This window comes from Paenibacillus sp. LC231, assembly GCF_001860525.1.
In the GTDB taxonomy this organism is placed as follows: Bacteria; Bacillota; Bacilli; order Paenibacillales; family Paenibacillaceae; genus Paenibacillus_AQ.
This window is the reverse complement of sequence record NZ_JFOM01000002.1, coordinates 216,147-237,543: the sequence shown is the minus strand read 5'-3', so window position 1 is coordinate 237,543 and position 21,397 is coordinate 216,147. Positions and strand designations below refer to the sequence as shown.

The 21,397-nt window shown below is 51.6% G+C and carries 18 protein-coding genes; 2 read left to right on the top strand and 16 right to left on the bottom strand.

Translation table 11 applies throughout. The features are described 5' to 3' along the window. Positions 1-18: 18 nt before the first annotated feature. From pnpS to AK95_RS01220, 3 genes are all read right to left on the bottom strand, one after another. The gene (gene pnpS, locus AK95_RS01230; RefSeq protein WP_071218076.1) at positions 19-1,833 is read right to left on the bottom strand and encodes a two-component system histidine kinase PnpS; all 1,815 of its coding nucleotides are present in this window, start codon (positions 1,831-1,833) and stop codon (positions 19-21) included. Between the two features lie 25 nt (positions 1,834-1,858). After that, the gene (locus AK95_RS01225) at positions 1,859-2,830 is read right to left on the bottom strand and encodes a bile acid:sodium symporter family protein (RefSeq protein WP_071218075.1); all 972 of its coding nucleotides are present in this window, start codon (positions 2,828-2,830) and stop codon (positions 1,859-1,861) included. A 163-nt stretch (positions 2,831-2,993) separates the two neighbouring features. Further along, a complete protein-coding gene (locus AK95_RS01220; RefSeq protein WP_071218074.1) occupies positions 2,994-4,547 on the bottom strand; it encodes a fumarate hydratase in 1,554 nt (517 codons plus the stop codon). Positions 4,548-4,767: 220 nt separating this feature from the next. Between AK95_RS01220 and AK95_RS01215 the strand changes: the two genes are divergently transcribed. Further along, complete coding sequence (locus AK95_RS01215; RefSeq protein WP_071218073.1) at positions 4,768-5,142, top strand: hypothetical protein; 375 nt, start codon at positions 4,768-4,770, stop codon at positions 5,140-5,142. 108 nt (positions 5,143-5,250) lie between these two features. Here AK95_RS01215 and AK95_RS01210 read toward each other — a convergent pair whose 3' ends face one another. The 5 genes from AK95_RS01210 to citZ form a co-directional block, all read right to left on the bottom strand. Then, the gene (locus AK95_RS01210) at positions 5,251-6,117 is read right to left on the bottom strand and encodes an SDR family oxidoreductase (RefSeq protein ID WP_071218072.1); all 867 of its coding nucleotides are present in this window, start codon (positions 6,115-6,117) and stop codon (positions 5,251-5,253) included. Between the two features lie 286 nt (positions 6,118-6,403). Next, positions 6,404-6,829: a hypothetical protein gene (locus AK95_RS01205; protein ID WP_009595065.1), complete on the bottom strand. Its 426-nt coding sequence runs from the start codon at positions 6,827-6,829 to the stop codon at positions 6,404-6,406. A gap of 152 nt (positions 6,830-6,981) precedes the next feature. After that, entirely contained in the window at positions 6,982-7,923 is a 942-nt protein-coding gene (gene mdh / locus AK95_RS01200) for a malate dehydrogenase (protein WP_071218071.1), read from the bottom strand. Positions 7,924-7,937: 14 nt separating this feature from the next. Next, complete coding sequence (gene icd / locus AK95_RS01195; protein WP_071218070.1) at positions 7,938-9,230, bottom strand: NADP-dependent isocitrate dehydrogenase; 1,293 nt, start codon at positions 9,228-9,230, stop codon at positions 7,938-7,940. A gap of 143 nt (positions 9,231-9,373) precedes the next feature. Then, positions 9,374-10,486 carry a citrate synthase gene (gene citZ / locus AK95_RS01190; protein ID WP_071218069.1) on the bottom strand — a complete coding sequence of 371 codons (1,113 nt, stop codon included), beginning with the start codon at positions 10,484-10,486 and terminating at the stop codon, positions 9,374-9,376. Between the two features lie 376 nt (positions 10,487-10,862). On the opposite strand from citZ, the gene ytvI reads away from it, so the two are divergent. Beyond that, positions 10,863-11,981 carry a sporulation integral membrane protein YtvI gene (gene ytvI, locus AK95_RS01185; protein ID WP_071218068.1) on the top strand — a complete coding sequence of 373 codons (1,119 nt, stop codon included), beginning with the start codon at positions 10,863-10,865 and terminating at the stop codon, positions 11,979-11,981. Between the two features lie 165 nt (positions 11,982-12,146). Here ytvI and AK95_RS01180 read toward each other — a convergent pair whose 3' ends face one another. From AK95_RS01180 to AK95_RS01145, 8 genes are all read right to left on the bottom strand, one after another. Beyond that, positions 12,147-12,539 carry an FxsA family protein gene (locus tag AK95_RS01180; protein ID WP_071218067.1) on the bottom strand — a complete coding sequence of 131 codons (393 nt, stop codon included), beginning with the start codon at positions 12,537-12,539 and terminating at the stop codon, positions 12,147-12,149. Between the two features lie 4 nt (positions 12,540-12,543). Further along, positions 12,544-13,053 carry an acyl-CoA thioesterase gene (locus AK95_RS01175; protein WP_071218066.1) on the bottom strand — a complete coding sequence of 170 codons (510 nt, stop codon included), beginning with the start codon at positions 13,051-13,053 and terminating at the stop codon, positions 12,544-12,546. A gap of 103 nt (positions 13,054-13,156) precedes the next feature. Next, a complete protein-coding gene (pyk, locus tag AK95_RS01170) occupies positions 13,157-14,584 on the bottom strand; it encodes a pyruvate kinase (protein ID WP_071218065.1) in 1,428 nt (475 codons plus the stop codon). Between the two features lie 120 nt (positions 14,585-14,704). Then, entirely contained in the window at positions 14,705-15,688 is a 984-nt protein-coding gene (locus tag AK95_RS01165; RefSeq protein ID WP_071218064.1) for an acetyl-CoA carboxylase carboxyltransferase subunit alpha, read from the bottom strand. Further along, a complete protein-coding gene (accD, locus tag AK95_RS01160; protein ID WP_071218063.1) occupies positions 15,688-16,581 on the bottom strand; it encodes an acetyl-CoA carboxylase, carboxyltransferase subunit beta in 894 nt (297 codons plus the stop codon). Before accD ends, AK95_RS01165 begins: the two co-directional genes overlap by 1 nt. Before the next feature lie 92 nt (positions 16,582-16,673). Beyond that, complete coding sequence (locus tag AK95_RS01155) at positions 16,674-16,862, bottom strand: hypothetical protein (protein ID WP_006212044.1); 189 nt, start codon at positions 16,860-16,862, stop codon at positions 16,674-16,676. A gap of 156 nt (positions 16,863-17,018) precedes the next feature. After that, positions 17,019-17,513, bottom strand: coding sequence for a phosphatidylglycerophosphatase A family protein (locus AK95_RS01150; RefSeq protein WP_071218062.1), 495 nt, complete (start codon positions 17,511-17,513; stop codon positions 17,019-17,021). A 146-nt stretch (positions 17,514-17,659) separates the two neighbouring features. Beyond that, positions 17,660-21,388: a DNA polymerase III subunit alpha gene (locus AK95_RS01145; RefSeq protein ID WP_071218061.1), complete on the bottom strand. Its 3,729-nt coding sequence runs from the start codon at positions 21,386-21,388 to the stop codon at positions 17,660-17,662. Positions 21,389-21,397: the final 9 nt, after the last annotated feature.

Genomic DNA, 21,397 nt, shown 5'->3' with positions numbered 1-21,397 from the left:
CAGAATGTTAACGGAGTGTTAACTTCCTGTATCGTGCGTTTCCTGCAGGATCGGAAGCTCAATGATGAAGGAGCTGCCGATTCCCAGCTCGCTCTCCACCTTGATGGTACCGTGATGAAGATCCACCAGATGCTTCACGATCGACAGTCCAAGCCCCGTTCCGCCTGATCCGCGTGAACGTGCTTTATCCACCCGATAGAAACGTTCAAATATACGGGGAAGATCTTTCTTCGGAATGCCAATCCCGGAATCCTTAACAACGAACTCCACAATATCCTCGGCGTTCCTGTTACTATGCTTTTCACGAGCGGTTAATTTTACTCGTCCGCCTTCTTGCGTGTAATTGATCGCATTCGAGAGCAGATTCATAAAAATCTGGCGGAGCTTGTCTTCGTCCCCCTCCATAAACAGCTCTTCCGGAATGTCAAGCTCCAGGCTGATCCGCTTCTTCTCCGCCACCGTGCGCATCATTTCGGATATTGTATCAAAGAACGCCGACAAATGAATCGGCGAGTAATCCATCTGAATCCGCTTGGATTCGATCTTGGACAGCTCCAGAATGTCACCGATCAGCCGGTTTAGCCGTTCGGATTCGTCATAGATAATCTGGAGGAAGGAGCGCGATGTCTTCTCATCGGTCACCCCGCCGCCAAGCAGCGTTTCAGCAAACCCTTTCACCGCAGCGAGCGGAGTCTTCAGCTCATGAGATACGTTGGCCACGAATTCGCTCCGCATGCGTTCAAGTCTGCGGATATCACTTACATCCTGCAGCAGGAACAGCATCCCGCGATAGGACTCCTGCTCTTCCTCCTGCAACATCGCAACCCCATCCAGACGGATGATCGATTCCACCGGATAATAAATGTTGCGCTCCTCATGGAAGTCCTCCTTGCTCTCAAGGCCTTCCTCCATCAGTTTGGTCAATTCATAATGCTGCTTAAGCTCACGGTACGATTTGCCTGTTATCACTTCGGCATTAATGCCGAGCATTCTCTCGGCAGCACGGTTCACAAGAATGATCTGGCCTGCCCCGCTCACCATGACAATACCGCCTGTCATATTGTTTAGAACGCTTTGCAGCAAATCTTCATTGTCCCGTATCGTCCGCAGCTGGGTTTGCAGGCTGTCGGCCATTCCGTTAATGGCGTGCGCCAATTGACCGATCTCGTCTTTACGGTGAATCTTTACCCTCGCATCATATTCAAGACGCGATATCCGTCTGGCTACGCGCGTGATTTTCTCAAGCGGCGAGGTCAAGCCCTTGGCGACACGATAACTCACCAAGGCAGCTATCAGGAATAGCACCAGCAGGCCGATCCCCATCACGGTCCAGCCTTGCTTGACTCCCTGGTCCACTTCCTTGAGACTGACGGACAATCGGACGAATCCGTCGAAATTCTCTCCGGCCTTGACCGGAAGTGCGACGTACAGCATGTCCTGCTCAAGCGTATCGCTCCGACGAATGGTACTCCCGCGCCCCGCTTTTACCGCTTGAAGCATCTCTTCACGATAAGCGTGGTTATCCATGGTTAACGGATCACTCTCCGAATCCCCGATAACCTTACCATCCTTCAATATAAAGGTCACTCTCGCATCAGACAGTTCTTCAAGCTGCAAGGATCTTTCGGTATAATACGAAAGAGCATCCGCGCTGTCCGTATCCGGAAACTCCATCATGGTCTGCAGAAGCCGAATCTCCCGGACCATATTGTCCTCCAGCAGCTGAATGTGGGACTGCTTGAATACCGTCACCATAGCCAGACCTGCCGCGAGCATAGACAACCCAATTAAAGTAAGCATAATCAGAGTCAAACGATTGCGATACTGCCTCATGGTCTCTCCTCTTTCTGCCGCGTGATCATTTTGGATAACTTACCGCCCGTGTGCGTCTTCGGTGGAATAACGCATGAATGATGGTTGCCGCCGGCTGCTGGAACATAATGCCCAGCACCACCGGGATGGAAGCCTGGGGTGAGAAATACGTTGTAGCCAACACCATCCCGAGTGATATATTACGCATTCCGGACGCGTATGTAAATGTAATTTGCATTTCCTGTGTCGGTCCGAGCATCGCATAGGAGCCAAAATAGCCAAGCAAATAGCAGATCACAATCAGCGTAACGACAACCGGGATCACTACCAGCATCTCCTCCTTCATGCCTGCTGCATGGGGAGCGATGGCTGCCGCGTTCAGCATCACCACGAGCATAAAAAACAGCTTCGATATGGGCTGAGCTACAGGAGCCGACCAGTCCTTGACCCGTCCTTTGGAACCTTCATACAGCATCACCCCGATCAGAGTGGGTAATACCACCATGGTCAGCAAATCGAGAATCAGTTCAGACGCATTCCATGTAACCAGTGCATCCCCGATAAACATCTCCATCAGAGCCGGTACGACTAAGGGACTGAGTATAGTATCCAGCACAACTACCGCCAGGATGAACGGAACGCTGCCGCCGGAGCTTCCAACCCACATCACCGAGGATATCCCCAGCGGAATGATCGCGAACAGCAGCAAGCCAATCGTATAATCCGAATGCGCACCAAACACGGCCGAGCCCAGTCCATAAGCAAGCACCGGAGCGGCCGCATGGGCTAGAAAGAGCGTTAATATAACAGCAAAGGGGCGCTTCAGAACCCCTTGCAGATGACGGATCCCACAGCCAAGTGCCATCACCAGTGTAATATAACCGAATAGATAAGGAATCCAGTGAACAAAGTCCACCAAAACATCCGAGAGCAGCCAGCCTAGCACCAGCGAGCCTGGAATCAAGAGAAAGGTGTACTTTTCAAACCAAGATGCAAAGGCTAGTCCAAAACTTCTCACCTGTTTCCTCCTATGACTGAATTGACGTATTTAACTTTCATCATAAACCGGAGTGTCCGAAAACCGCAACGAAAATTCGAAATAAGGGCTCCATTCCCGTATTCAACAAAAAAGCATCGACCGGCACATGGTGGCCAATCGATGCTTCTTCAGATGCTCCGGATTAGGAGAACACCGGCTCTTTAAACATGGCCAGCTTCTCTGCCGAATCCTTGCTCACGTCGGCATGCAGGCTGTTTCCGTGCGAATCCATCGTGACGATCGCGGCAAAGCCGTCAACCTCCAAATGCCACATCGCTTCCGGAATGCCAAACTCCATGAAATCCACGCCGTTTACTTTTTTGATGCATCTCGCATAATACTGGGCGGCCCCGCCAATCGCATTCAGATATACGCCGCCATGCTCCTGCAGGGCTCGAAGCGTCTTGGGACCCATGCCGCCCTTTCCGATGACCGCGCGAATGCCGAATTTTTTCAAAATATCGCCCTGGTAAGGTTCTTCTCGAATGCTCGTTGTCGGACCTGCCGCCTTGACATGCCATCCCTCTTCATCCTGCATCATAACCGGACCGCAGTGGTAAATGACGGACCCGTTCAGGTCGATAGGAGCATCGTGATCCATCAGATATTTATGAAGCGCATCCCGTCCGGTATGCATCTCGCCTCGGATCACCACCACATCCCCAACGCGCAGGGAACGAATTTGCTCCTCGCTGATTGGCGTCTGCAGCACCACTTCGCGGCCCTTGGAATCACTTGGACCGGAGTCTTCGGCTTGGGAAACAGCCGTTTCGGAATTGGCGTTCATCTGCACCTGACTGCCTGCTTCATACAGCCATTCCGTGATGTCTCCCGTTTCCGGCTCAACCATTACGCCCTGACGGCGGAACGCCCAGCAGTTATAAGCAACCGATACAAAAAAGCTTGCCGGCAGACGGTTCATCGCACCGATTTTGCAGCCGAGCAGCGTGACTTCTCCGCCAAAGCCCATCGTCCCGATCCCGAGCTTATTTGCATTTTCCAATATGTAATCTTCGAGCTTCGCCAAATCTTCATTCGGGTTCACATCTTCGACATGACGGAACAGCTGATGTTTCGCAAGCTCATAACCTGTCGTCCGGTCGCCGCCGATGCCTACTCCGATAAATCCAGCGCTGCAGCCTTGGCCTTGAGCTTGGTACACGGCATGCATGATGCATTTGCGGATCCCGTCCAAATCACGGCCCGCTTTCCCGAGCCCTTCAAGCTCTGCAGGAAGACTATACTGAATGTTTTTGTTCTCGCAGCCGCCCCCTTTCAGGATGAGACGGACGTCCACCTTATCCTGCTCCCACTGCTCGAAATGGATGACAGGCGTGCCAGGGCCGAGATTATCCCCGCTGTTAGCGCCAGTCAACGAATCCACCGAGTTTGGACGCAGCTTGCCATCCTTCGTGGCGCGAATCACCGCAGAGTAAATCGCCTTCTTCATCTCGATTTGGTTCGCACCCACCGGAGTATGTACGATGAATGTTGGCATGCCGGTATCCTGGCAAATCGGCGATACTTCCTGCTCGGCCATCTCAATATTTTGAGCGATCGTTGCCAGTGCCAGCCCCGCTCGCGTTGCCGCATCCTCAGACGCTCGGCCGCGGTTGACTGCTCTTCGCACATCCCCGGGCAAATTCGTGGAGGTTTCTACAATCAGTCGATACATACTTTCTTCAAATAATTTCATAGCGTTGGTAAACTCCTCTCTTTCATAACCCAGACATGATAGCAAAATAAGAATCATTATAAACTGCCAATATTGTTATCATATCATATCATTTCGCACATGAAAGGGTTTACTTCAAAAAATGAAAGAGTAGAGAAAATGTGTTGATACTCCCCCTTTTATCGACCATACCCCCTCTATAAATCTCGCATATATTGGTTAAGAAAAGGAGGTGATTGCTATGATGAAAGCCTCAATCTCTCAGGTGGTCTTTCCAAGGCTTGCCCTGTTTAGAGACGAGTTCTACAATGGACGCCGGTTTATCGTGCGCGGCAATGTAGGCATCCGTAATCTCGAGCGTACCTTCGGCGACATTGAAAGCTTGAGATTCTTCTCGACCAGCTCCAATGCCACCCTGGTCCTGTTCTCGGAGCCGAATTTCCGAGGCGCATTCAGAGTATTCCGCGGAAACACCAACATCGCTGATCTTGGCGATATCATCGGCGGCGATGAAGAACCTGAATCCATCATCAGCACCAATCGCCGTTTGACGCTCGCCCAGATCAGAGCGATCCGGGATGCCGGCGTGCTGCCTTCCGGTTTTAGAAGCATCTGATTCTGCGCAACCTGCCCCCATATTGAAACAGCGGACATTCGGGCTGAAGTCCCGGATGTCCGCTGTTTTTTTCGTGCAAGGATGACCCTGTTGTTCCCTCAAAGGGCTTTACCCATTAATTACTTCGCCGCCATTCACGTGAATGACTTGACCACTCACATAGGAAGAGTCCGTTGAGGCCAGATATACATAGGCTGGGGCCAGCTCTTCCGGTTGACCCGGACGTTTCATCGGCTGGGTCGCCCCAAACTCGGCCACCTGATCCGGCGGGAATGTTGAAGGAATCAGCGGCGTCCAGATCGGTCCCGGGGCAACGGCATTTACCCGGATCCCTTGACCGACCACATTCATCGATAACGAGCGTGTAAAGGCAACGATGGCCCCCTTCGTCGATGCATAATCCAGCAGCTGCGGGCTTCCCCGGTAAGCCGTGATGGAGGTCGTATTAATAATGGAGCTGCCCTTGGACAGATGCGGCATCGCCGCCTGCGTCAGGTAGAACATGCCGAATATATTCGTACGGAAGGTCCGCTCCAATTGTTCTTTGGTAATATCCTCTATCTTCTTCTGCGGATGCTGTTCGGCTGCGTTGTTAACGAGAATATCGAGTTTACCGAGCTTCTCCACGGTTTCGGTAACCGCATCGCGGCAAAAAGCATCATCGCCGACGTCACCGGCGATCAACAGACATTTTCGGCCTTCCTGCTCCACCTGTCGTTTGGTCTCTTCCGCATCCTTATGCTCATTCAGGTACACAATGGATACGTCCGCGCCTTCCTTGGCATAGTAGACCGCAACCGCACGGCCGATCCCGCTGTCGCCTCCGGTAATCAGCGCTACCTTTCCTTCTAGCTTACCGGCTGCTTTGTATTCGTTACTCTCAAACTCCGGCTTCGGGTGCATCTCCGATTCGGTTCCGGGTCTGTGATCCTGATGCTGGGGCGGCAAGGTTTGTTTCGGTTGATCTTGTGGCATATGAACATTTCTCCTTTCAGGTCAGTATCTCAAACTACCTCTCATAGGATGCGTTCGACGCGGCTTCTTATTCTCATAAAAAGCCTTCGCTATTGTTTTTACCCAGATTGTACGAGATCAAACGAAAGTAAAGCTCTTTTCGCCCAACAAAAAAGTCCCCAAAGCAGGGCCTTGCTCCGAAGTCCCTTCAGATCCTTGGCGGGACCCCGGTCATTTAACAATTCGATAATGTCAAAAAAAAGCCGCCCGATAAACGGAACGACTTCTCTTTCGTATGTAGCTATTCTTAGATGATATGGTTGAATACCATGAAGAAGATCATAACCAAGAGCAGCAAGGCAAGAAGTGCGCTAAGCGTACCCAGCTTGCTTGTTTCTTCCTTCACTTCACGCTTCTCGCGGATCCCTGCAAGCGCATTCTTCAATGGCTTGCTCATGATGCCTCCAATAGCAAACATCGCCAGCAGCAATACCGTTACAATGATCATCCAAGGAACCGAATACTCGCCTTGGGACATCATGTATCCGCCAGTCAACAACTGAATAACCAAGCCGTACTGAGCAAAACGGTTCGCTACTCGAATCGTATTAACGGCTCCTTCTTGAGCGCCGAGGGACAGCTTCTGAATACCGCCAACAACAAACGGCAGAATCAAGTAAAATCCTAGCGCCGCCGTACCGACCATATGCAGAAAAAATGTCACGTTCCACATAAACAATTCCTCCAAAGTCGTTAGTGTGATTTTTATTACATTAAGTTCATCGTCTCTTATTATACTGGAGAGATCATCCAAAGAAAAGCAATCCCGCCCCGAATCACGGGACGGGATTGCATTATTAGACGATTTTGTGAATCCTGATTCAATTACAGGGTCACGACCGAGGTTACATTACGTACGGATTCCGCAGACTTATCGAGCGCCGCTTTCTCTTCGGCCGTCAGCTCCAGCTCGAAAATTCGCTCAATGCCGTCTCCGCCAAGAATGGCCGGTACGCCCATGAACAGATTGTCATAACCGTACTCGCCCTCCAGAAGAGCAATAACCGGAATGATCCGTTTTTTGTCCTTCAGAATCGCTTCCGTCATTTGTACGAGGGAAGCAGCCGGCGCATAGTATGCGCTGCCGTTACCCAGCAGGTTCACGATTTCGCCGCCGCCAACCCGGGTACGCTGCACAATCGCTTCAATGCGCTCAGCCGGAATCAGCGTGTCGATCGGAATGCCCCCCACGCTGGAGTAGCGAACGAGCGGAACCATGTCGTCGCCATGGCCGCCAAGTACGAATCCGCGGACATCCTCAACGGATACGTTCAGCTCTTGCGCGATGAAGGTGCAATAGCGGGCCGTATCCAGTACGCCGGATTGGCCGATGACGCGGTTCTTGGGAAATCCGAGTGTGTTGTATGCCACATAGGTCATGGCATCCACCGGGTTGCTCAGAATGATGACCGTGGCGTTCGGTGCGTGACTCTTCACATTCTCGCATACGGATTTCACGATCCCTGCATTGGTATTCACGAGGTCATCGCGGCTCATGCCCGGCTTGCGGGCTACACCTGCTGTAATGATTACGATATCGGAATTAGCTGCATCCCCATAGTTGGATGTACCGACTATGTTGCTGTCAAATCCTTGAACGGGACTTGCTTCGAGCATATCCAGCGCTTTACCTTTTGTTGGGTTCTCGAGCTGCGGGATATCCAGCAGCACCACATCACCCAATTCTTTTTGAGCAAGCATCAGGGCGGTAGTCGCACCTGTGAAGCCAGCACCTACTACCGTAATCTTTTTACGAGTAATTGCCACGATGAATCTCCTCCTTACAGGTTTTTAATGATTTCGTCTGCGAACTCGGAGCATTTCACTTCCGTAGCGCCTTCCATCAGGCGGGCGAAGTCATACGTTACGGTTTTGTTGTTGATGGACGTTTCCATGCCTTTGTAGATCAGGTCAGCCGCTTCCTGCCATCCGAGATGCTCAAGCAGCATAACGCCGGAGAGGATAACGGAACCAGGGTTTACTACGTCTTTGTCTGCATATTTCGGAGCCGTACCATGAGTCGCTTCGAAAATTGCATGTCCTGTTACATAGTTGATGTTAGCACCCGGAGCGATACCGATACCGCCAACTTGTGCAGCCAGCGCGTCAGACAGGTAGTCCCCGTTCAGGTTCAACGTCGCAATGACATCAAAGTCGGTTGGACGAGTCAGAACTTGCTGCAGCGCGATGTCGGCAATCGCATCTTTAACGATGATTTTGCCAGCTTCTTCAGCCGCTTTTTGAGCCGCATTAGCTGCATCTACGCCGTCTTTCTCCTTGATGATATCGTATTGTGCCCAAGTGAACACTTTATCGCCGAATTCAGCTTCAGCCACTTCGTAACCCCAGTTTTTGAAGGCACCTTCTGTAAATTTCATGATGTTGCCTTTGTGAACCAGTGTCACGGATTTGCGGCCATGCTTGATCGCATACTCAACCGCTGCACGTACAAGACGCTTGGAACCTTCGGAGGATACAGGCTTAATCCCGATACCGGACGTTTCAGGGAAGCGGATTTTATTGGCGCCCATTTCGTCTTGAAGGAACTTGATCATTTTCTTAACTTCTTCGGAGCCTTCTTTGTACTCAATACCTGCGTAGATGTCTTCCGTGTTCTCACGGAAAATAACCATGTCAACCAGCTCAGGGCGTTTTACCGGAGACGGTACGCCGTTGAAGTAACGAACAGGGCGCAGGCAAGTGTACAGGTCCAGCTCTTGGCGAAGGGCAACGTTCAGGGAACGGATACCGCCGCCGATTGGCGTTGTAAGTGGTCCTTTGATAGCAACGATGTACTCGCGAATCGCTTCAAGCGTATCGTTCGGGAGCCATTCACCGTATGTATTGTATGCCTTCTCACCGGCAAATACTTCATACCAGGCAATTTTCTTGGAACCGTTATATGCTTTTTCTACTGCTGCATCCAGGACGCGCTTGGAAGCTTTCCAGATGTCACGGCCTGTGCCGTCGCCTTCAATAAAAGGAATGACAGGGTTGTTAGGCACCTGCAGGGTTCCGTTATCAATCGTGATTTTCTCGCCTTCAGTTGGTAATGCGAATTTTTCCAATTTCATGAGTATGAGTTCCTCCTTCGAATATGGTTCTTGTCTCTAGCCATTTCCAAAATACTCGCGTGATAGGCACAGAGAAACCCGCCACCCGCGATTCACCCACGTTTAAGCGGTTCTCTAGCCTATTGTACATGATTGCCAGCCACTTAGCGAAGTTCTATCGGCACATATTTTTGGTCGGTCATCCCTGTATACTCTGCGCGCGGGCGGATGATACGGTTGCCTTCATACTGCTCAAGAATATGCGCGGTCCATCCGGATACACGGCTGATGGCAAAAATCGGCGTAAACAGTTCATGCTCGATGCCGAGCTGCGTATAAACCGATGCGGAATAGAAATCAACGTTCGGCTTCAGTCCTTTTTGGTTGGTAACCGTTTCGTCGATCAGCACCGACATGTCGTACAACGTGGTGTCGCCTTTCATTTCACCAAGCTCGCGCGACATTTTTTGGAGATGCTTCGCGCGCGGATCGCCGTTTTTGTATACGCGGTGTCCAAAGCCCATTATTTTTTCACGGTTGTCCAGCTTCTCCTGAATGTAAGCCTGGGCCCGATCGATCGAACCGACTTCGTTCAGCATCTTCATGACGGCTTCATTCGCGCCGCCGTGCAGAGGACCTTTAAGCGCGCCAATAGCGGAAGTAACGCCGGAATATATGTCGGACAGCGTGGCTACGGTTACACGAGCAGCAAACGTGGATGCGTTAAGCTCGTGATCCGCGTGCAATACCAGTGCCTGGTCCAGAGCCTTGATTGAAGTCTGATCAGGATCTTCGCCTCTGAGCATATACAGGAAATTCTCCGCGATGGAGACGCCGGCTTTCGGAGCCACCGGCTCTTTGCCCTGACGAACACGGGCGATGGCAGCAATGATCGTTGGAAGCTGAGCTTGAAGTTTAACCGCTTTCTTCTCATTCGATTCACGGCTCATATCGTCGCCTTCGGCGTCATACAGAGCAAGCGCGGATACAGCCGAGCGAAGCGCAGCCATCGTATTGGTATCCTTCGGATACAATTTGATCTGCTGGATAAGCTCATCCGGAATGGCAGCATAGTCGCTCAAATCTTGTTGAAGGGACTTAAGCTCTTCGGCATTCGGAAGCTTTCCGAACCAGAGCAGATAGGCTACCTCTTCAAAACTTGCATGTTCTGCGAGATCGTCAATATCATATCCACGGTAAGTCAGAACGCCATCGACGATCGAACTAATCGCGGAGGTGGTAGCTACAATGCCTTCCAAACCCTTGGTAGCTGTCATGCAACATCTCTCCTTTATGATCGGGATAAACTGAACTATTTTGACATTCATGAAAACATTTTCATGAAGTCGGATAAAAAAGAAAAACGCGAAAAAAATTGCTATGGTCCTAGTCACAAACCTTCTCATATCATACTGGATTTTGTCTGATATGTGAACATGAGCAGCGACATTCGCCGCATCAAATTGTTTTATCGACACCATAAACATTTTTTTGAAATCACTTACAATTCCATTATACCTGTGATAATTCTCATTGTCGAATCATGAAGACAAGCGTTTTCCAACTCTTTATCCTTATATTGAATCTCCTTGCATACGTATAGGAATGAGCGTTTCTGCTCGTCCCTGAAGTGCTGCAAAGGAGTGTGATGGTTTGGAACGATTGATGCTCAAGCGTTTTGGCCGGGGAGTGTGGGTGCTGTCCTCCATCTTCGTGATTGCCTATTTGATATATGTACTGCTGCCGCTGCTTTACCCCTTCCTTCTGGCCTGGATCATCGCTTATGCCATGAATCCTTGCGTCCGCCTGCTTCAGCGGAGTTTGAAGCTGCCGCGGTGGCTCGCTGTCATGTTGTCCCTGCTGCTGTATTTCGGAGCGGCCCTGCTGATTCTCACGGCAGCTGTCACGAGACTGGTCAAGGAGCTGATCATCCTGTCCCAGTCCTTCAATCTTCATATTGATGCCTGGATGGAATGGCTGACCGCCTGGACCCAGAATGATAGCTTCCAGAATATTATCAATGAGATTAGCCGGTTCTATCAGAACAACCCGAATTATCACGATACCATCAATCAGAACATTACCCGCACGACGCAAACGATTGGCACGGCCGTGACCGACCTCGTTACCGGTATTTTTAACGGAATTCTGCAAATTATTTATTACCTGCCCAACTTGGGCACGATTCTCATTGTTGTTTTACTGTCCACGTTCTTTCTCAGCAACAGCTGGGAGCGCCATAATCGCGCACTTATCCGCATCCTGCCCGACGTCATTCGTAAACCCATGATCTATATTTTCACGGATCTAAAAAAAGCGTTGTTCGGATTCGCGAGGGCACAGCTGATTCTCATCTCCATCACGGCCCTGATCGTCATGATCACGCTTTATGCGCTCGGGGTCGATTCCGCCTTCTCCATCGGTCTTCTGATCGGCTTGGTGGATCTTCTCCCCTACTTGGGCGTCGGCATCGTCCTGATCCCCTGGTCGCTGTATGCCTTTATGTCGGGCGACCTGACGCTTGGCATCGGACTAACCGTCCTGTACAGCATCATCCTGATCGTCAGACAGATTATGGAGCCCAAGGTGCTCGCCAGCAGTGTGGGACTGGACCCGCTCGCCGCCCTGCTGGGCATGTTCGTCGGGCTCAAGCTGTTCGGCATTCTGGGACTGATTATAGGTCCAGTGTCGCTTGTCATCCTGGATGCCTTTCACCGGGCCCACGTATTCAAGGACCTAAGGAATTATATTATCGGAGGCAGATTCAGATAGCAGTCGGACGAACAAGTTTGACTCGTCATAGAGGTATAGTGATGGGATTATCATAGGATTGATAAGGTACTTCATGATCATTACCGATTTCTGTTATTTCCTCGTGCTCCATAAATAAATAGACCGGCCCATGATGGGCCGGTCTTATGGGTGATTCTGCTTGTATTATCTGCGAAAGATCGTAATCTTGCCGTTTTTCATATTTTTCTTCATCCATTTCAACAGCAATATCCGATACAGCGGGCGAGTCAGCGGAAATATCAGCGTAAATCCGATCATGTCAGTTACAAAGCCCGGCAGAATAAGTAGCACTCCACCCGCAAATATACATAGGCCATCGGCCATGGAAGCACCCGGAACCATGCCTGAGTTCATTCTCTGCTTGGCATCTTCCATCGCTTTGCGACCTTCGAACCTCATCATGGCCACGCCAACCGCAGAGGTCAGCAGTGTCAATAGCAAGGTATTCATGCCGCCCACGCGATCCGCAACAAACTGAAAGCCGAATATTTCAATAGCAGGCACGAAGATCATCGCTGCCAGCAACCATTTGAACATGAAGCTACTCCTTCCTCCCCCAAAGGGTGTCCCTCAATGCATCATACAGCTTTGGCGCGCATTTATCCAGTCGGGCGGGCTTCCACTCTCTATTCAGCCATACATGACGGGTCGCGCCGGCCGTTAACAAGGCACCGGGAAGCTCGGATTCGGGAGACAGATCCATCGCCTCCAAATCTGCCTGCTCCTGTTCGCTCAGCAACCGGACCTCATATTCATAGTGTATTCGAAGCGGGGAGAAAGCAGTCATTCTGGTAAATACCGTTACAAGATCATCATACCTCGCAGGCTGGCGGTACTTGATATCAATATCAACCACCGGGAGGAGGACACCTTCTTCTTCCATTCCGCGATACGTAAATCCCATTTCACGGATCATTTGGGTACGTCCGATCTCGAACCAGTTTAAATAGTTCGCGTGGTATACGACACCCATTTGATCGCTTTCCTGGTAACGCACCCGAAATGATGTCCAGAACCAGCGGCTTAATGTCGGTACGGATGGTTTAGGCATCAACATCACCCCTTATCTATGCAAAAAGCAATGGTCGACAGAATCATCGTCCATTGCTTATATGCTGCTATATTCAGAATCCAACGGATTCTTGACGGTTGTATTACTTCTCCTGTGGAATTTGATCCACTTTCAGGAGGTTGGTCGAACCGGAACGGCCCAGTGGCACGCCTGCTGTAATGACAACAAGATCGCCTTCTTTCACGAGTCCGGACTTCACGCCGCCTTGCAGCGCGTAATCAAACATCTCGTCCGTAGAAGAAGCCTGTTCGCCTTTAACCGGCGTTACGCCCCAAGTCAGTGCCAAACGTCTCAATGTTCTGTCTTGAGTCGTGACGGCGACGATAGGAGCCTCTGGACGGTATTTGGATACCATGCGAGCCGTTTGACCGGATTCCGTGGACGAAATAATGGCTTTGGCATTCAGGTCAAGTGCCGAGATCGCAACGGATTGGCTGATTGCTTCGGTAACGCTGGTATCTTGAGCAATACGCTGCTTCAAGAACATTTCACGGTAGTTCAGCGCGGATTCCGCTTTCTCTGCGATACGGGACATAGTCAATACGGATTCTACAGGGTATTTACCTGCAGCCGTTTCGCCGGACAGCATGATGGCATCGGTACCGTCAAAAATCGCATTGGCAACGTCACTTGCTTCCGCACGGGTAGGACGTGGGTTGCGCTGCATGGAATCCAGCATTTGCGTAGCCGTAATGACCGGTTTGCCAGCCAGGTTACATTTTTCGATCATGCGTTTTTGAACCAATGGAACTTCCTCTGCAGGAATCTCTACGCCGAGGTCGCCACGGGCTACCATCAAGCCGTCGGATACTTCGAGGATTTCATCCAGGTTGTCAACGCCCTGCTGGTTCTCGATTTTGGAGATGATTTGGATGTGCTCGCCATTATGCTTCTTCAGCAATTCGCGAATTTCCAGCACGTCACTTGCTTTACGAACGAAGGAAGCGGCAATAAAATCGATGCCCTGTTCGATCCCGAAAATGATATCGTTGGCGTCTTTTTCCGTAATGCCTGGGAGAGAAATCGCGACTCCCGGTACGTTTACACCTTTTTTGCTCTTAATGGTTCCGCCATTGACGATGCGGCATCTGATTTCGGTGCCTTGAATCTCTACCACGGTCAGACCGATCAGACCGTCATCGATCAAGATCGTGGATCCGACTTGAACATCTTGCGGCAACTCTTTATAAGTAATGGACAAACGATTCTTATCACCAAGGATTTCCTCGGTAGTAAGGGTGATATATTCATCTTGTACAAGCTCAATCGGTTCCACTTCAAGTTTGCCTGTACGGATTTCCGGTCCTTTGGTGTCAAGCAGGATCGCTACCGTTTTGTTCAACTCTTCGCAAGCTTGGCGGATGTTCTTGATCCGGTTGCCATGCTCCTCGAAGTCGCCGTGAGAGAAGTTCAGACGAGCCACGTTCATGCCGGCCATAATGAGCTTCTTGGTGTTTTCCAACGATTCACTGGAAGGACCGATGGTACATACAATTTTTGTTTTGCGCATTTGGGTTTCCTCCGTTTATTCAAGGGTTCTCTATATCTCTTTTTCCAACAACTAAATCTACTACAAAAAGTCTAATTTGTATAGGAACTTTGTCATATCGTCACATACTCATCAGAACTTTTACATAATCACGTCTTCCTGTTCCGCCTTCGCAAAATCGAATTCGCCGATCTTGCGGAATTTGCGGTACCGGTCTTCCTTCAGCTCGCAGGCATCCATAACGGATAGTTCTTTCAGCTGGCTGATCAGTGCGCTTTGAATCGCGGCGGCTGTCTCTTCATAGTTTCGGTGCGCACCGCCCTTAGGCTCCGGTATAATTTCCTCAATGACTTCCATCTCGAGCAGGTCCTTAGCGGTGATCTTCATGGCTTCCGCAGCCTGATCCGCTTTGGATGCGTCCTTCCACAGAATGGATGCGGCGCCGTTCGGTGAAATGGCAGAGTAGATCGCATGCTCAAGCATCAGGACACGATTGCCTACAGCCATCGCAAGAGCACCGCCGCTTCCACCTTCGCCGATGACCACACAAACAATAGGCACCCCAAGGGACGACATTTCCCGTAGATTACGGGCAATCGCCTCGGACTGACCTCTTTCTTCTGCTGTATTACCCGGATATGCGCCTTTTGTATCAATAAACGTGATAATAGGACGCTTGAACTTGTTCGCCTGCTGCATAAGCCGCAGAGCTTTACGGAAGCCTTCCGGATGCGGGCTTCCGAAGAATCGCGCGATATTGTCCTTCGTATCCTTACCGCGCTGCTGACCGAGCACCGTGACGGGAACACCGTCAAGTTTGGCCAAGCCGCCGACAACGGCAAGATCGTCCCCGTAGAGACGATCTCCATGCAGCTCGATAAAATCCGTAAAGATCAGCTGGATCAAATCAAGCGACGTCGGTCGCTGCTGATGACGGGCCAGATGCATTTTCTGGGAAGGCGAAATCGAAGAATAGATTTCTTCCTCCAAGCGACTATATCGTTCTTCCAGGCGGGCGATTTCATCCGTGAAATCGATCCCTTTTTCCTGTCCGAATTGTTTCAATTCATCGATCTTCTTGCGCATTTCGGCAAGTGGCATTTCAAAAGGCAATTCGCCTGACATCAGAATCCCCCTTTCACGGTATGCATCTCCAGCAGCTTACCAAGCATGGAGCGCATATCTTTCCGATGAATAACCATGTCAAGCTGACCATGCGCCAAGTTGAACTCCGCTGTCTGGAAATCATCCGGCAGCTTCTGGCGAATGGTCTGTTCAATAACGATACGGCCCGCAAAACCGAATACCGCTCCCGGCTCGGCAATATTGATATCGCCAAGCGTCGCAAAGCTGGCGGATACACCGCCGGTCGTCGGATCCGTTATCACTGAAATATAGAGCCCGCCGAGCTCGTTAAACCTGGACAGGGCTGCGCTTGTTTTGGCCATCTGCATCAAACTAAGAATGCTCTCCTGCATCCGGGCGCCGCCGGAGGTGGAGAAAATAATGAGCGGTAAACGCTTGTCCGTCGCAAACTCGATCGCTCGGGTGATTTTTTCCCCGACGACGGAGCCCATGCTTCCCGTGAAGAAATCAAAACTCATCACGGCCACCACAACAGGCTGGCCGAGAATCGACCCTTGACCGGTAATAACCGCATCATGAAGACCGGATTTCATCTTCTGCTGCTCGAGCTTGGCCGCATATCCCGGAAACTTGAGCGGATCCACCGAGATCATATCCGCATCAAACTCTTCAAAGCCTGTCTCATCCAGCGTCATGGCAATCCGTTCTACCGCGTTCAGGCGCATATGATGTCCGCATTCCTGACACACTTTCAGATTCTTCTCAAGCTCTTTGCTGTATTGAATGGTGCCGCACTTAGCACACTTATTCATCAGACCTTCCGGAATTTCCCGTTTCGGGCGTTCGCCTTCCTGAGGCTGCCCTGCTGTCCCAAGTCGTTCCGATGGGATCGTTGCGTATTTTCTTTTTTTCTGAAACAAGTCTTTAAACACAACTACACCTCTCCAGCCGTAAATTTGAATGGCCGCTGCAATAGCACATCGCCGATCCGTACGCTAAGCTTCGCTATGTAACCCAGATGAAACTAGGGGTGCAATATCGAATTCAACACTTCCTGTACTTCCTCAAGCTCTCCGGAGGGTACCAAAATCTCAAACTGCTGTTTGGAAAGATTCACAGGACGGCTTTGAACCAAAAAACCTTCTTCCGTTAGCCTGGTCTTGATCATTTCCGCCACCTTTGCAGTTGGCGCAATATAGATTACCGTCCACATGCCTTTCAGATCCCCCTAATCTCGTCCCACAGGCATATCCTGAGCCGATATAATGGATAATGATAACATACTTCAGTTTTTACCTCAACAAAGAGAGCAGGGGGCTGAAAGCCAAATCTATACCCTCAGGCAGCGATTCGACACCGCTCGCGCAAATCAGTCAGAACCCGCGGTATAATGCGCCGCATCAGGATTGTTATGCGCGATGCGCGAGGAAGCGGCAGCGGCGATGCCTGCAACGAGATCATCCAGAAACACATGAATCCCGTCCGTTTTTTCATTTAATATCTCAATCACGCCAATTTTTTCTTTATCCAGGTAGCCGAAGCTGGTCAGTCCTATCATGCCATAAATGCTCGTGACGCCGAGCGCCATGGTCTCATCCACTCCGTAAAGCGGTTCGTCTTGCTCCATAATCGATTGCAGCGGCTCCGGCAGCAGTCTCTTCTCGGCCAACTCATCCAGCGCAATGCCTGTATACAGTGTATACTGCACTTCGCGCTTGCCGAGCACGGCCCGTACGCTTTCTTCACACTGCTCGATGGTTAACTTCGGATGATAACGCTGTTGAAGCTTCAATACAATATCCGCGATGGAGCTTACGCTGACTCCTCTGCGGCTGAGCATGCTTTCTGCCAAGTCCATTGACATCACAAATCCCCCCCGCGTCTCTGGCCGCGCTCTTTCAATCCTTCTCTATCATGAAAGAGCCTTCTTCATGCTAGTACTCGGCCAACATTACCTGTAGTGTCCTAATTGTATGCGGGAGGGATGCGAAACGTTCTTAAATTTTCATGTTACTTCACTTTAACGGTGTCCTTGCCCAGCATGCTTTCCATTTCGGTAAAAAGCTCTGTGGAAGGCTTGATTCGATAGGCATCGCTAAGCGCAAGCACCTTCTGGCTCCGCTCATAAAACAGCACCGTTGGCACATGCCCCGGATGCTGCTGCAGGAGCTCTTTCAGCTTCACCAGCAGCTCCGATTGCTCCGCATCGGCCGTTATTTTCACAAACACACGCTGCTCAGCCTTATGATTCGATACGACGGTACGAGATTCCTTCTCGGGCGATAGGCTGTCACCCGACGCTTCGTTTCGAATAGAGGTCGAATCCTGCCCACTCCGGGCGGCAAGCGGCTCCGGAGTCGGGACTGCCGATGGATTACCGGCCAAAACCGGCTGGATGCCGGCTGCACCCGATTTACCACTACGGCCGTTATTATCTCCGCCGGATCTTCCTCTGCCGCCCGCTGTTCCCCGAACCTTGCTCCGGTGAACCAGTTGACTCAAGGTTTGCGGCTCAAGCGGCGCGATTTCTTCGGCCAGCAGCTTGAAGCCTTCGTCCTGCAGTTGAACCTTCGCCCGGATCGCCAGCAGCGCGCCTTTCTCAATCAGATGCGCGCTTCGCTTCCATACTTCAGGAAAAAGAACGACCTCACAGCGCTCAATTTGATCCTCGCACTCCATGAAGGCCATCGCCTTTCCCTGTTTCGTCGTAATGGTCTTCAGTGTAACCACCATCCCGGCAACCGTAGCCATCGACTCATCTTCCGCTTCATGGAGATCCATTAACCGATCAGCTCCGGACTCCGTCAGCGTATCTTCGAAGCCGTCCAGCGGATGGCCGGACAAATACATGCCCAGCAGCTCGCGTTCGAATTCGAGCTGCTGACTTGCGGTATACGGCGGGATGTCCGGATATTCGATGTCCCAATTCGTGGTTTCCACGAAGTCGAAGAGCTGAATCTGGAGGTCATCCCGTTCCTTTCTCCACTTCACGGCCGCTTCGACCGTTTCGTCCAGCATGGCAATCAGCTGGGAACGGTGTCCCTGCAAGGAATCAAAAGCCCCCGCCTGGATAAGCGACTCGATCACACGCTTGTTGCATACGCGAAGGTCCACCCGGCGGCAAAAATCGAGCAGGCTTTCAAACGGCTTTTCACGCCTGATCTCGACGATATTCTCCACCGCCTGCGTGCCTACGTTCTTGATCGCGGCTAGCCCGAATCGGATTCCGCCTCCGGCAGGACGTTGGACTTCATCATCACCGCCCTGGGCAGCAGAACCGCTCATGACCGGCGTGAAATACGTTCCGCTTTCGTTGACGTCCGGCGGCATGACCTCGATGTCGAGGCGCCGTGCCTCCAGCACATATTCGGCTACCTTCCGGTGGCTGCCCATGACGGCAGTCAGCATGGAAGCCATGAACGGAACCGGATAGTGCGCCTTAAGATAAGCCGTCTGGAAGGCCAGCACGCCGTAAGCGGCGGCATGCGCACGGGGAAATCCGTAGTTCGCGAACCGGACGATCATATCGTACACGCGGTTGGCCTCATCCTCGCTATAACCGAGCTTGAGACTGCCCGAAACGAAATGGCTCCGCTCCCGGTCCAGCACTTCGCGCTTCTTCTTCGACACCGCTCTTCGCAGCAAATCCGCTTCCCCGAGCGAGAAGCCGGCCATCGTCGAAGCGATCTGCATGATCTGCTCCTGATAGACGATAATGCCGTACGTATCGCCTAGTATCGGGATCAGGTCCGAATGGGGATACTCCGGCTCGATCCGGCCGTGCTTGGCTTGAATGAACTTCGGAATAAACTCCATGGGACCCGGACGGTACAAGGCATTCACGGATACGATATCCTCAAACACCGAAGGTTTCAGATCCTTCAGCACCCGCCGGATGCCCGCGGATTCAAGCTGAAATACGCCCGTGGTATCGCCGCGCCCCAGCATCTCATACGTCAGATGATCGTCATCCGGCACTTGTTCGAAATCGAGTGTTCTGCCCGTCAATTCTTGAATCCATCTCAGCGTGCGCTCTATGATGGACAACGTCCGCAGACCTAAAAAATCCATCTTGAGCAGGCCCACGCTCTCCAGATTCTCCATGGAATACTGCGTCAGCGCCGTCTTCTCGCTGCCTTCCTGCAGCGGAACCGCATCCGTCAGCGGATCGCGGGAAATGACAATGCCTGCTGCATGTGTCGAAGCATGACGGGGCATGCCCTCAACCTTCATCGCCATATCGATCAGCTCGCGCACCTTCGGCTTCGTCTCGTACTGCTCCTTCAGCTGCGGGCTTTGCTCCATCGCTCCCGCGATGCTGATGCCCAGATGGTTAGGGATCAGCTTGGCCGCCTTGTCCACATCCCCGAACGGCACATTCAGCGCACGTCCAACATCACGGACGGCCGCCCTTGCCGCCATCGTACCGAACGTAATAATCTGGGCGACATGCTCTTTCCCGTATTTATCCACCACATAATCAATGACCTCTTCCCGGCGCTCGTCACTGAAGTCGATATCAATATCCGGCATCGTAATCCGCTCCGGATTCAGGAAGCGTTCAAACAACAATTTATATTTCATCGGGTCCACATTCGTAATCTGAAGAGTGTAGGCCACCAGGCTGCCCGCCGATGAACCCCGGCCCGGTCCAACCGCGATGCCTTGCCGGTGGGCGTAGGCGATAAAGTCCCATACGATCAGGAAATAATCGCTGAAGCCCATGTTCTCGATGACGCCGAGCTCATAGTTCAGTCGCTGCTCCAGCTCGCTGCGTTGTGCTTCATCCTGCCACCGCTCCGTATTCCCGTAACGTTCTTGCAGACCGTTCAAGCAGAGCTCCCGGAGGTATTCGGCTGCATTCTTCCCTTCCGGGAGCGAGCTGTATTCCGGCAAAATCGACTTGCCGAATTCCAGCTCCAGATTGCATTGGTCCGCAATCTTAGCCGTATTCAATATAGCTTCAGGCACATGGGGGTACAATCGCTCCATGTCACTGCCGCTCTTCAAATAGAGCTGGTTCGTCTGGATCTGCAGCCTGTCTTCATCTTCGACCGTCTTTCCCGTGCCGATGCAGATCAGGACGTCCTGAACCTCGGCATCGCTCTCGGTCAGATAATGCACATCGTTGGTCGCTACCAGCGGAATGCCGGTCTCGCGGCTTAGCTGAATCAGCTGGGGATTCACGCGCTTCTGCTCCGGAATTCCGTGATCCTGCAGCTCCAGATAGTAATCTTCTCCAAAAATCGCCTGATAACGAAGCGCGGCAGCTTTCGCTTCTGCTTCGCGTCCATGAAGCAGATGCTGGGGAACCTCGCCGCCCAAGCAAGCGCTGAGACATATGATGCCTTCATGATGGGCGGCCAGCGCCTCCATATCGATTCGGGGTCTGTAATGGTACCCCTCCAAATGCCCGATCGAGCACAGCTTCATCAAATTGCGATAGCCGGTCTCATTCTTGGCAAGCAGAATCAAATGATAGATCGGCTGATCCTTGCGGCTTCCCCGCTCCTTGCGGGAGCCTGCCGTGATATAGGCCTCGCAGCCGATAATCGGTTTGATGCCTTGCGCCAGGCAGGCTTTATAGAACGGAATGGCACCATACATCACGCCATGATCCGTCAGGGCCAGCGATTTCATGCCAAGCGCCGCCGCTTCCCGCACCAGGTCACCGATACGTGCCGCTCCATCGAGCAAACTGTATTCACTATGCACGTGCAAATGCACGAAAGAGCTCATCGTAACGCC